This window comes from Ilumatobacter fluminis (assembly GCF_004364865.1).
Classification (GTDB): domain Bacteria; phylum Actinomycetota; class Acidimicrobiia; order Acidimicrobiales; family Ilumatobacteraceae; genus Ilumatobacter; species Ilumatobacter fluminis.
Genome location: NZ_SOAU01000001.1, coordinates 817,467 through 830,771 on the forward strand (window position 1 = coordinate 817,467; position 13,305 = coordinate 830,771).

General features: G+C 66.4%; 7 protein-coding genes. All 7 read left to right on the forward strand.

Features of this window, described 5'->3' with window-relative positions; translation table 11 throughout:
- The first annotated feature begins 230 nt into the window (after positions 1-230).
- The 7 genes from BDK89_RS03675 to BDK89_RS03705 all read left to right on the forward strand — a co-directional run bounded on the left by BDK89_RS03675 (position 231) and on the right by BDK89_RS03705 (position 12,971).
- Positions 231-689 carry a type IV pilus modification PilV family protein gene (locus BDK89_RS03675; RefSeq protein ID WP_133867662.1) on the forward strand — a complete coding sequence of 153 codons (459 nt, stop codon included), beginning with the start codon at positions 231-233 and terminating at the stop codon, positions 687-689.
- Complete coding sequence (locus BDK89_RS03680; protein WP_133867663.1) at positions 682-2,562, forward strand: vWA domain-containing protein; 1,881 nt, start codon at positions 682-684, stop codon at positions 2,560-2,562. Before BDK89_RS03675 ends, BDK89_RS03680 begins: the two co-directional genes overlap by 8 nt.
- 59 nt (positions 2,563-2,621) lie before the next feature.
- Positions 2,622-4,895 (forward strand): fibronectin type III domain-containing protein, encoded by a 2,274-nt coding sequence (locus BDK89_RS03685; protein WP_133867664.1) that lies wholly within the window; start codon positions 2,622-2,624, stop codon positions 4,893-4,895.
- A 40-nt stretch (positions 4,896-4,935) separates the two neighbouring features.
- A complete protein-coding gene (locus BDK89_RS03690; RefSeq protein WP_166657366.1) occupies positions 4,936-6,246 on the forward strand; it encodes an HNH endonuclease signature motif containing protein in 1,311 nt (436 codons plus the stop codon).
- 545 nt (positions 6,247-6,791) lie between these two features.
- Positions 6,792-7,199: a hypothetical protein gene (locus BDK89_RS03695; RefSeq protein WP_133867666.1), complete on the forward strand. Its 408-nt coding sequence runs from the start codon at positions 6,792-6,794 to the stop codon at positions 7,197-7,199.
- A complete protein-coding gene (locus BDK89_RS03700; protein WP_279586772.1) occupies positions 7,189-9,156 on the forward strand; it encodes a prepilin-type N-terminal cleavage/methylation domain-containing protein in 1,968 nt (655 codons plus the stop codon). Before BDK89_RS03695 ends, BDK89_RS03700 begins: the two co-directional genes overlap by 11 nt.
- Complete coding sequence (locus BDK89_RS03705) at positions 9,153-12,971, forward strand: IPT/TIG domain-containing protein (RefSeq protein ID WP_133867668.1); 3,819 nt, start codon at positions 9,153-9,155, stop codon at positions 12,969-12,971. Before BDK89_RS03700 ends, BDK89_RS03705 begins: the two co-directional genes overlap by 4 nt.
- Positions 12,972-13,305: the final 334 nt, after the last annotated feature.

The window sequence follows — 13,305 nt, forward strand, 5'->3', positions numbered from 1 at the left end:
TGCGGTTCCGCGCATGGTGAGGTTTCGGATCGGCGTTCGTCGGAATTCCGGTGTTCGTTACTCGTCGGCGAGCCACTTCACATAAATTTGTCGTTCGTGTGGGTGGACCTGTAGTAAAAAGGTCCCTGCCGATCGATGGAGCGCCGGGCGGGCGTTTCGGCGGGCACCGAGATCGATCCACGGAGGACGACGTGCACAACTTGGCGGGCAACTTGGATGAGGAATCACCCGTGCACGCGCGCGACCCGGGAGTGACCTTCATCGAGATCTTGGTTGCGATCGTCTTGATCGGCACGGTGATCGTCGGGATCCTGGCCGCGATGCGAACGAGCATCGTCGTGTCCGCCAATGCGCAAGAGGCAGCCAAGGTCGAAACGGCACTGCTCAACGCAAGCGATCGGGTTTCGCGCGCCCCACTCAAGTGCGCCGCCGGCGGCTACGACCCGTTCGTGCAGGCCGCAATCGCCACCTGGGAGGGCGAAGGGTCGGCCGTCGCGACCGTGACGCATCTCAGCTACGACGCCGACGGCGGCGCCTTCGCCCCCTCGTCGTGGATCGCAGGTGCGTGCCCCACCGATCCCACTGCTCAGCGCGTCCAAAGGGTCGAGATCACGATCACCGGGCCTGACGGCCGGGTGACCCGTTCGATCGAGGTCATCAAGTCGAAAATCGGAGGAACGAATGTCTGACCCAAGAACCGGCAGGGATCGGGGTATGACACTGGTCGAGCTGTTGGTGACCGTCACCTTGCTCGGGCTCGTCGCAACGGTGATCAGTGCCGCTCTCGTCGTGACGTTCCGGACGACCGACTCGACCGAGGGACGCCTCACGCTGGCGCGCAGCGAGCAATCGTTCACGACGTGGATGCCTGCTGACCTGGCCTCGGTCAATCTCGAAGTGAGCACCACCCCAGTGGACGACGGCACAGACCCGTACGGATTGGTCTCGGGTTTCGTGCCGGTCGATACCTCTGCCACGGCGCAACCGTGCGGGACCGGCATCAGCTGCCCCCCGGGTTTCTCGTTCGAGGGGGACAACCAAGTGGTGCTTCGCTGGAGGACGGTGGCGGCCGGCCCCACCACCATGGAGACTGCGGTGTCGTACCGTCTGGTGCCGGGCGCCGACGGCTCCGAACTCGTTCGCTACGAGTGCTCGGGTGCTCTCGGTTCGCAGGCCACCTGCTCGTCGATCGTCGTGCTGAGGAATCTCGGCACCGACTGGAGCATGACCACGTCGTCACCTGACTTCGAGGGCGAGGGCGTCGAGTACGAGAACGTTGCCGGCCAGCAAGTGTCGGTGACCATCAACGGGGGCTTGGGTGCGTCCGAGGAGCTGTCGGCGGCCGAGGGTGGGCAGGACACCGTCACGCTGACGGCCGGCGGCGTCTCGATGGGCGCCATCTCCTCGTCGGCGCCGACCGGCTCGCCGTCGTTCGTCCGCGAGCCGTCTCGGTGCGGTGGCCCGATCGTGATCATGGTCGACGACTCCAACTCGATCGGAACGGCGGCGATGGGCACGGTGCGTACGAGCGTCCGCGCGTTCATCGAAGAGTTTCGAGGTACTCCGGTGCAGCTGCAGGTGGTCGAGTTCGGCACGTGGGCGCAGGTGCTGGGCAACGGCACGACCGGCAACGGCTACTACGACATGAGCGAGTCGAGCGAAGTCGACGCCGTGAAGGCGCAGATCAACTCGACCAACCTGAGCGGCAACAGCGGAAGCGCCGGCGGTACGAACTGGGAGCACGCCTGGTACCGGGCGCTGGTCAATGACGGCAAGCCCGGCGACCAGGTGACCCCGGACACTGTGGTCTTCTTCACCGACGGTGTCCCGACGTACTACGTCAACTCGTCCGGCAACCTCGGCGGCTCGGGTAGCTCGTTCACGTACACGAACTGGGCGGAAGCCGAAGCTGTGGCGGCTCCGTTCCGTCGGGCCACCCCGCCGTCGATCATCGGCGTGGGGGTCAACGGTCCCGACAACGGTCTCAACAACACTCAGTACTTCGATCCGCCCGGCAATTACAACGCCACCTACAAGACCGGTCGTCAAATCCTGGCGCAGTTGGTCGATGGCACCGACTCGGGTGTTCAATACAACGGCAGCAACGCTGAGCAGGCCAATCTCTATCTTTTGGACGGCTTCGGCGGCCTCACCGAGGCGCTCAAGACCGTTGCGTTGAAGGACTGCGGCGGAACGCTCACCATCCGGACCCGTATCGATTCCGGCGGCGATGGACAGAAGTTCCAACCCGAGGTCGTGTACGAGAACGTCGGCGAGACGAGCGAGGGCGGAGCCACCCGCACCGTTGCGACGAGCGGCAGCTTCCCGACCGGGACGTTCGACTTCGAGCTCGCCAGTTCATCAGTGACCACCGAAGTCGTGCCGCAGATCTCGAGTGCCCTCGCCGGCTATCGGTTGTCCCGCTGGGAGTGCCGTGCTGGACCGACCACGCTGGCCGCGTCGGAGACCGACATCGAGGGTGTCGCTGACTTCAAGGGCGTCGAGGTGACGCTCGGCGCCAACCAGGCCGCCTCCTGCACGATGTGGGTCGTCCCGAAGTGACGCGCGTCGGTGCGCCGCAACGGAGGCGGGTCGCGGCCAACGGGCGTGACACCGGTTCGGTGCTGCCGTTGGTGCTCGTGCTCATGGTGATCGGCGCGCTCGTCGTGCTGCCGCTGATGAACTATGCGATCACGGTGATGCGGGCGGGCGAGGTCGAGTCGGACAAGACCCGCTCGCTCGAGTACGCACGAGCGGGACTCCGAACGGCGCTCACGAGTACGGCTTCGCTCTACGACAACTGCGGCGGGTTCGCGGGCGATGTCCCTCGCAACCTGGCGAGTATCGACCTGGCGGGCGTGTCGTCGACGTGCCAGGTCGTCGGCACGACGAACTATCTCAGCAACGATCAAGTGCCGTTTCATCTGGCGACGTTGCAGATCGATCAGCCGATCCCTCCGGAGCTCGAGGATCCACGGAACTACACGAACCCATCTGCGGCTCCCGACGACGAAGATCTCTGGCAGCCCGACCGGTCGCCAAATCCAGCGGTCGGGACGGTTTGGGTCCCGAACCTTCCGGTTCGTCCGGAGATCGATCGGACGACGCCGGCTCGTGGCGACGGCGACTACAGCCGCGCGATGTCGTTCGGCACGTGCGACGTCTACTTCCCTGGCACCTACACCGAACCCGTTGCGGTCCGCGGTCCGCGTCCGACCTACTTCGTGTCCGGCGTCTACTACTTCGAGTCGACCATCACCTTCGAGGGAGGCGCCGACGTCGTCGTCGGTGCGGGTGAAACCGAAGGCTGCACGGGTGACATCGATGCGCTCAACTACGTGTCCAACCCGCCCGAGTCGACACTGATCAGCGGGGTCGGGGCCACGTTCGTGTTCGGGCACGAAGGGCAGTTCATCGTCGACAACTCCGGCGGCGCCGTCGACGTCGTGATGAACCAGCGCTATGCCGACGACAGCGAGGAGGGCGCGCTGCCGAGCGACGGCGTCTCGATCATGACGGTGAACGGCGATCTCGACGACGGTGACCCGACCGGAGACGTGCTGCCGCTCTTCGTCGATGACGTCCTTGCGACGCTGCCGGCCAACGTCACGGTGAACGGCGAGATCGTCAATGTCGCCGACGACGGCTACGTGCCGTCGGTCCACACCCCCGAGCCGATCCCTCCTGAAGCGCCAGCGGCGCCGAGCGTGGCCGAGTACATCTCCGCTACGTGCAGCAACCCCACGAACTGCGCTGACAAGGCGGCTGCGTTTCTCTCTTGGGCAACTCCTGACGACAATGGCTTCGTCATCACCGACTACGTCGTCGAAGTCCGGAGTAAGAGGCGGAACCAGAGCTCGTACGGAAGCTGGTCTCCAACTCCGTGCCCGCTGGACGCGCCGTGGGCGACAGGAGCGGCGGCGAGAGTGTCCTGCACGGTCCAAGGGCTGAATGGCTACTCGAATCCAGGGCTCAGCTCCAACGAGAGCGATTACCAGTTCCGAGTGACTGCGGTGAGCTACGGCGGCTCCTCTGACCCCGGGCCCGAGTCGCCGGGCGACACGCGTATCTATGCCCGCCCGTACTCCGGCGGGATTGCTGTCGACCCTCTCTTGTCCGTCGCGGATCCGGTGCAGCCGATCAACGATCTCGGGTCGCCGACGACGAACTTCGCCGACGGCAAGCTGATCTCCTGGAATCCGGTCGGCGAGCCGAGTGACTCCGGCGGTTTGCCGATCGATGGGTACCGGGTTGTGGCGACGCCCGTCGGTCCGAACCCCGGTGGCCATCCATTGGTCGAGTGCAGTGCCAACTGGGATCAGACCAGCTGTCTGCTTCCGGCCGATGATCCCGACACGCCCGCTCCGGCGTTCGAGGGTCTGGTGAGGGGTGCGCCGTACCGCATCACGATGCATGCGATCAATGAACTCGGTGAGTCGTCGTTGCCGCCGTCGCCGCCGCCGACGCTGGTCTTCCTCGACGGTCTCTCGGACTCGGAGGTCGACGCTCTTCCGCCGTACACGCCGCCACCACCGCCGCCGACTCCGGCGATCTATCGCACACCGCCTGCCATCATCGAGGTCGTGGCGTCGTCGGCCTCGCCGATACAGCTCGACATCGCCGGCTACGTGTCAATGCCGCAAGGCCGGATCGAACTCGACGGTGGTTCGTCGGCCGAGCAGCATGCGATGCGACTCACGGGCGGCGCCGTGACGGCTCGCATCGATGTTGCAAATCTGGGCACGAACTCGCGCATCGAGTTCGAGAACCCGTCGACGCAGAAGACAATTCTCATCGTCACGACAGTGAACGGCGACTACGACGCCCGTGCCGAGGCGGTCGTCCAGGTGAACGCGAACGGTGGCTGGGCTCTGAACTCCTGGGAAGCTGAATAGTTCGGAAAGTGTGTGACACCCCTTGGTCATGATGGGGTGTATGAGTTCTCCCGACCCCGCAGCCGAGTTGGCGGCGATCTTCGCCGTTGATGTCACGGTTGCTGACCCGACTGGGTGCGCGACGGTGTTGGGTGCGACGCGTCGGTTGCGGGGGTTCATCGATCAGGTGGAGGCGGGTGTGACGCGTCGGATGATCGAGTTGCACGAAGAGCAGGGTGCGGCTCCGGCTGCGGATGTTCATGCTCGGACAGGTGGTGTGTCGTCGGCGGAGGGGAAGCGCAAGGAGCGTCGGTCGAAGACGTTGGATGAGGCGCCGTCGTTCGAAGATGCGTTGGGTGCGGGTGAGATCGGTGCTGAGCATGTCGATGCGTTGGCGAATGCGACGGCGAAGCTCGACGATGACGTGAAGGATCAGTTGTTCGACCGTGAATCCGATTTGTTGGATGATGCGAGGCGTCTGTCGCCGGAGGAGTTCGGTCGGTCGGTGCGTGATCTCGCTCGGGCGATCGAACGCGACAACGGCATCGAACGTGCGACCCGACAGCGCAAAAGCACGTTCTTGTCCCGCAAGACGAACACCGCCACCGGGTTGGTGGAGGGACGGTTCGCGTTCCACCCGGAACTCGCCAGCAAGGTGTTCGGTCCGGTCGACCGACACGTCTCGACGTTGATCAAGGAGGGTGCCCAGGCCGGTGATCCGGAGTGTGTCGATCGCAGCGTCGACCGCAACCGATTGGCAGCCGAAGCGCTCGGCGAACTCGTCGCCTCCGGGAACCAGAACCTGCATCCCGGCACCGCCGATGCGACCGCGATCGTCGACGCGACCGCACTCGTCACCGGTGAGATCGACGATGACACCGTCTGCGAAACCGGGGACGGCAACGCCCTCCCACCGGCTGCGGTGTCACGAATGATCTGCAACGGACAGGTCACCCCGATCCTCGTCGATGCCGACCGTGTCCCACTCGCGGCTGGGCGGACGGTGCGTCACGCCAACCGAGCCCAACGGCGAGCCCTCAGGGCGATGTATCGCACCTGCGGGTTCGGGGACTGTGATGTGGCGTTCGACCGGTGCGAGATGCACCACATCGTCCCCTGGGAACACGGTGGCAGCACCGATCTCGACAACCTCATCCCGCTCTGCTCGCGGCATCACCATGTGGTCCACGAAGGCGACTGGGCCCTCGAACTCGCACCGGACCGGACACTCACGACCCGGCAACCCGACGGCCGAGTGTTCACGGTCAGTGAGCCCGATGTGCCACCACAACGGCGCCGACGGCGAACCGTCGACGAACAGGAACCGGCACCGGCACCGGAACGGGTGCGGGAGCGACAACCCGCAGCGTGACGCACGCCGCCCGACCCCGACACCCTGAACGGAACAGTCGACCCAGCCCCCGCTGGGGCAGCGGCGTGCCCCGGCCGATCGAGGGCGCCCGACCACACCTGCACAGCGGTCGGCTGGCGTCGGGTTCGATCATCGCTCCCGCCGGAACCGAGCGATGCGTCGTCCCGAGCTGGCCGTCGAGCAGGCGGCGAGCACTGCCGACGCACACCTGCCGAGACCGGACGCACCGCAACTCGCGGCTATCGCGGCGCTATTGCACTCGTCCGCTGGGGCACCTGATCGCGAAAACTGACTCAAGATTCTCCGGACGGTGCCGATTCGTTACAGCGAGCGGATGACTTTGCGAAGACTTCAGTGTCGGCGCGAGGTCACGACAACTGAACAACCGATCGGATCAGGGCGCTGGGTAGGGACGGCGTCGGCGGGGTTCGACCTGACGGATCGGAGTGCCCATGCGGGTACGCGCACGAGCAACAGACAGAACGCCAGACGCCCTGGCCGACGCGTCCACAGCGCGCGACGCCGGCGCGACCCTCGTCGAGGTCTTGATCACCATCGTCCTGCTGGGGACCCTCGTCGCCGGCATCTTGACGCTGACGCAGACGTCGATCATCGCATCGAAGACGAGCGAGGAAGCGGCACGAGTCGAGTCGGCGCTCCTCACTGCGGCCGAACGCGTCGAACGAGCCGACCGCCTGCAGTTCCCCTGCGACGACACCTTGCCGGCGCCGGTCGAGGCTGCCGCGCAGCTCAAGCTCGGCGTCAGCGAAACCGACGTGGAGCACCACGCCTGGATCACGACCGAGCACCTCGACGGCTCGGGCCAGTGGGCTCCCGGCGCCTGCCCCGGTGGCGTGTATCAGCCGAACTTGGTGCAGCGAATCACGATCACGATGGTCAGCCCCGACACCGGCCTGACCCGATCACTGGAGGTGATCAAGGGTGACATCTGAGACCACACCACGAACCCGCAGCGATCGGGGTATGACCCTGATCGAACTGCTCGTGTCGATCACGGTGATCGGACTCATCGCCACGGTGCTCGCCGCCACGATCACCGTCGTACTCCGGCAGTCGCCCGAGACGACGGCTCGGGTCGACACGGCGCGCTGGGAACAGAACCTGGGCACCTGGCTCCCGGCCGACCTGGCCTCGGCCCAGTGGCCGACGGACGACGACGGCGACGGCCTCCCGGACGACCCGACCCAAGCGGTCGACTACGACCTGTACTCGCCCTGTGCGGAAGCGCAGTGCACCTGGGGCGAGAACGTCGTCCACCTCGCGTGGGAAGAAGGCGGCGTCGCCATCGACGTGTCGTATCGGTACGGCCAGGCCGACGACGGCACGTACGAGTTCCGCCGGGTCGCGTGCCGAAACGGCGACTGCTCGACCCAGACGCTCGTTCGTGACATGCCAGAACCGTCGAGTGGCGGCGAACCGCCGATCTCGGTGTCCTTCCCGCCCGACGTGCTCGACACCGACCCCAACGGCAGCCCGATCGTGAACACGAGCGGTCGCCGGGTGAGCGTCACCATCAAGTCGATGGACGGCACCGAGCTGCTCTCGTTCACCGGTGGCGGTACCGAGCGGGTCGATCTCGAACCGGCGGCGATCCAGCCTCCCGAGTTCCTCCAGGCCCGCAGCGGTTGCGGCGGCCCGATCACCCTCATCGTCGACGAGTCGGGTTCGCTGACGGCGAGCGATGCCGGCAAGGTGCAGAACGGCGTCCGTTCGTTCGTCTCCACCTTCTCCGGCACCCCGACCCAGCTCCAGATCATCGGCTTCAACTCCGACGCACGAGTCCTCGGCAGCTCCGGATGGAACAACTGGTACGACCTGAGCGAGCAGTCGGTGGTCGACTCGTTGCTGGGCGGCTCTTCGCCGATCAACTCACTCGGACACGGCGGTGCGACCAACTGGGAGGACGCCATCTACCGCGCCCTTTACACCGAGTCGGGCCAGACGTATCAGGCGCTCGGCAACCCGGCCAACCCGGCACCCGAGATGATCGTGTTCTTCACCGACGGCATGCCGACCTATCACCGGGACGAGGACCAGACCGGTCCCGAGTCACCCGAGATCCCGAGCGGCAACGTCCCGTCGCACTTCAACTACAACAACACCACCGAGGCGACCTACACCCAGTTCGACCCGCTGGCCTGGTACCGGGCAGCGTGGCTGCTCGGCCAGACACAGACCCGGGTCATCGGGGTCGGCGTCGGCACGGCGTTCGGTATGTCGGCCAACCTCGACCGCGACACGACCATCCCCGACTCGGTCATCGCGTCCGACTGGTCGGCGCCGAACGGCCCGAGTGATGGCTACTCGCACCCGCGTGCGCTCCCCGCGGAGGTCGCGCTCGGCGACCTGATCGCCGGCAACGACATCTCGAACTACGACGGCAACACTGCCGATCGGTACGTCAAGGTGTCGTACGACGGTGGATGGAACGCCGAGGCCGTCGCCGAGGCCGACCTGTTGACGACGACGAACTTCAACGAGTTCGGCGGTGCCCTCGACTCGATCGCCTTGAGCGAGTGTGGCGGCACGTTGACCGTGCAGACCCGTCTCCGTTCGAACACGTCGCCGCTGCGCGAGACCGTCGGCTACGAGGTGTCGGCCGAAGACATGCCCGTCACCGAGGCGTCGACCTCGGCGGTGAACAAGTCGGCAGCGTTCGACATCTCGACCGACGGCGGTGCCTCGGTTGACATCCTGCTCAAGCCCCGCAGCCTCGACGGAACGGGCTACCGAGCCGACGGCTGGACCTGCCGTACGAAGAACGTCGAGATCACCGACTCGTCGAAGATGTCGCTCCACGACGCCGGCGAAGGCCCGGCCGGCGGCATCGACCTGACCGTTGCGGCCAACGAAGCAGTCGCCTGCGTCCTCTGGGTGGTGCCCTCATGAACACGTTCCGTCGATTCCGCCGCTACCGAGCCGAGCGGCTCGAGCGCCAGTACACCACCGAGTGGGTCGCCAACCAGCGCGACCGCGGTGCCGTGCTCCCCTTGGTGCTCGTCATGATCATCGTCGGGGCGCTCATCGTGATCCCGGTGACGCACTACACCACGTCGGTGCTTCGTGCGAACAAGGTCGAGGAAGAGAAGACACGCAACTCGGAGTCGGCGAAGGGCGCCATTCGTGTCGCGCTGCACTCGCCGTCGCTGGTGTTCGGTGACGACGACCGCGCCGACGACGGCTGCCCCGACAACGTCGCCGATCTCATCCCCGACGGTGTCATGACCGAGACGGGTGTGTCGCTGACGTGCAACCACGTCGACGAGCTCAGCGCCGACGAGGTATTCGGCCTCGAAGTGCCCGTCGGGCTGGCCCAGTTGCAGATCGCTCCCGATCCGGCCGGTCTCGATCGCTACAGCGGTGTGGTTGCGACCTCGGGCGAGGCTCCGCCGTACACCGACAGCGGTTTCGAGCCGTCGTGGGCATGGTGGCTCGGCTTCGACCCGGGGGCCACCGGCGAGGCGCGCAGCGTCGCGCCGCTGCCGGAGCTCCCTTCGTTCTCCGGCGTCCTGCGTGACTCGGGTCCGCTCGACATGCCCGGCTTCGACTGCAAGGTCTTCCTGCCGGGTCACTACACCGATCCGGTCGTCGTGGACGGCAGCTTCGGATCGAACAACTTCTACTTCGCCAGCGGCGTCTATTACTTCGAGGAGCCGATCTCGATCTCCGGCAACGTCGACATCGTCGTCGGTCAGGGTCTCGCCGACTTCGGCGTGACGAACGACTGCGCCGATGACATCCAGGTCGGCGCCCACGTCGACGTCCCGCTCGGCACGACCTACGGCATCGACGGCAACACCGGTGGTGCGACGTGGGTGCTCGGCGACAACGCCCGTCTCTCCGTGTCGGAATCCGGGGGCGCACCGTCGGTCCGCTTCAACCAGCGCTACGCCGAGAACCAGAGTGGCGCCTGGACGAACATCATCTCCGTCAACGGCGACTGGTCGTACGGCGATGCCGATCCGGACAACGACGACGGATTCGAGGACGCCGACGGCGACCACTCGGTCACGAACGTCAACTTCGTGCCGCGCAGCCAGGTGATCTCCGGTGAGACCGTCGTACCGCTGTACCTGTCCGGTGCACCGTACGTCCCGAGCCATCCGTCGCTCACCGACGAGGCCCGCATCCCCGACGCGCCGATCAACGTCAACGCCGTCGCTGCCATCCGTGAGGTGTCGGGCCCCGACGATGGTGCCGTCATCGTCACGTTCGAGGGCGTCGAAGGTGCCAACACGAACGGCGCGATCATCGACGACTACGAGGTCGGGATCGCGACCAGCGCCGGCGGTGATCCGACGGTCGCCTGCTCGGCCTCCACGAGCACGGTGTGGCCGACCTACGAAGGATCCGACGGCACGACGCCCTGGGGCAACCCGTCCGGCGAGAACGCTGGATCACCCGACGGCTACTCGTGCATGATCACGGAGTTGCCGGAGGACGCGACGTACTGGGTCACGGCACGCGCCCACTCCGAAGTCGGCTGGAGCGATTGGGCCACGCGGGCGGAGGTCACGGTGGCTCTCGGCGCCCCGGCTGCCCTCCCACCGGGCTCGGCCTCGAACATCACGATCGAGACGTACGACACCGACGACGCGTTGATCAGCTGGGACGCAGCCATCGACGCAAACCTTGCGCCGGTCCAGGCGTACGAGGTCACCGTGTATCGCGTCGGCGACGTCAGGATCGACAGCATCGTGCCCGACCTCGGGCTCGAGACCGGCGGTTTGCCGGTGGTGATCACCGGCTCGGGCTTCACGTCAGCGCCGGTCGATGATGTCACCTTCGGCGGCTTGTCGGCGACGTCGTTCACCGTGGTGAGCGACACGGAGATCGCGGCGGTCACCCCGCCGCACGCTCCCGGCGGTGTCGACGTCGTCGTCGACTTCGGGTCGACCGTGTCGGGTTCGGCGAACTTCAACTATCAGCCGGTCACCTCACCGCTACCGGGGCTGCCGGCGATCACCGGCCTCAGTCAGACGAACGGCCCCGAGGCTGGGGGTGACACCGTCACGATCACGGGTACTGATCTCGACCTCGTCACGTCGGTCTCGTTCGGGCCGAACGCAGCGTCGATCGTCTCGACTTCGCCGACCGAGGTCGTGGTCACGGTTCCCGCCGGTTCGGGCACGGTCGCGGTGAGTGTGAGCAACCTGATCGGTTCGAGCACGCCGACCGGCTACACGTACGACACGCCGCCGCCGGTCCCGCCGTCGGTCGGGGGGATCGGCCCGTCCTCAGGGCCGCAGGCGGGTGGCAACACCGCGACCATCACCGGCACCGCACTGGGTGAGACGAGTCTCGTGACGTTCGGCGGTGTGCCGGCGACCGACCTGACCGTCGTCAGCGACTCGGAGATCACCGTCACGGTGCCCGAGCACCCGTCGGGTGACGTCACGGTCGAGGTCGTCGTCACGACTCCGGTCGACACGAGTGGCCCGGTCGACTACACGTACGACCCGAAGCCGATCCCCGCACCGGTGATCGACTCGATCGGCCCCGACGTCGGCACGACCTCCGGTGGGACGACCGTCGTGATCAGTGGCGAGCACTTCACCGACGCGACGACCGTCCGCTTCGAAGGTGTCGCGGCGCCGTATCTCGCCGTCGACAGCGATACGCAGATCACGGTCACCACGCCGTCGCACAGCGCCGGTTCGGTCGGCGTGGTGGTCGAGACGCCGGGTGGAACGAGCAACGCAGCGTCGTTCACCTATTCAGCCAACGTTCCGACGCCGCCACCGGTCGCCTGCGGTGACGTCGCACCGAACAGCGTGTGCGACGACGAGGGTTTCCAGGCGTGCGCAGCGCCGGTCATCATCCGGACCGGCCCGCGCGGTAATCGTCGCTACTCGTGGAGCTGTGACGCTCCTGCTTGCTACAACGGCGAGCAGCAGATCTACACCTACGGCAACTGGTATTGCGCCACGGGTTGTCCCGCCGGGGAAGAGCCGTACTGGGACCGGGGTTGGCGTTGCGACGAGATCGACTGCAACGGTGGGCGGACCGGTGTCTACGCCTTCGGACGGGCGTGGTGTTACCGACCCGGCGGCTTCGCCGGGTCGGGCCAACCGACCGGACTGAGTGCGTTCGCCAGCCATCTCATCGAACAAACACCACCCCCCATCGCCACTGTGGAAGAGGCAGTGGGTTCGTGTACGGCGACGCCGATCATGGGCGGGGTCGGATACGAGGACAAAGAGTGGATGGCTCGGACGCAGTGCGTCATCGAGGATCTCCCGCCGTTGCCGGTAGGCAGCGAGTATCGGGTCGAGGTGACCGCCATCAACTCGGTCGGTACGTCCGACTCGAGCGTGACCGTCAGCTCGATCAGCGGACCGGGCACCCTCGACGAGCCGTTCGACCGAGTGTGGTTCCCCTACTACGAGCAGTCGATCATCAACATCGACGCGAGTGGCGGTGGGTCGACGCACATCGAGATCCCCGGCTACATCTCGGTCCCGATGGGGCGACTGACGATCAACAACCCGAGCGGCGATCCCATCAGCTTCACCGGGGGCGTCGTCGCCGGCCGGATCGCCATCAGCGACTCTCGTGACCCGCTGCCGATGGGGTACGTCCCCTCGGTGATCATGCAGCGCACCGTCGACCTGACGGCCACGTCCGGCAACATCACGTCGACGGCGAGGGTGAAGATCAACTCCGACACCAGCTACGGCATCCTCAACTGGGTAACCCAGTAGGGAGCGTCCGTACCCACGCAGCCGCCGGGTTCACCCGGCGGCTGCGCCGCGCCCGGGGGGATCGTCGGTGACGGGCGACAGTCGTTGAGTCGACCGGTGAGTGCAGTCTCATTCGCACACATCGGTACTCACCGCAGCTGCCGGGGCGCGGCTGCGCCGCGCCCGGGGATGCGGGTGACGCTCGGCGGCCGGTGCGTCGAAAGGCCCGCGGAAAGGATGACGTGTCTTGCGTCAGGCGTCGCTGGTCGCATCGTGAACCGGAGCCGCCAGGCGGTCGATGAGCGCGACGCCGCGGGTATCGGGAGCGCCGTAGCTCGTCGGCTGAAAGGACCGG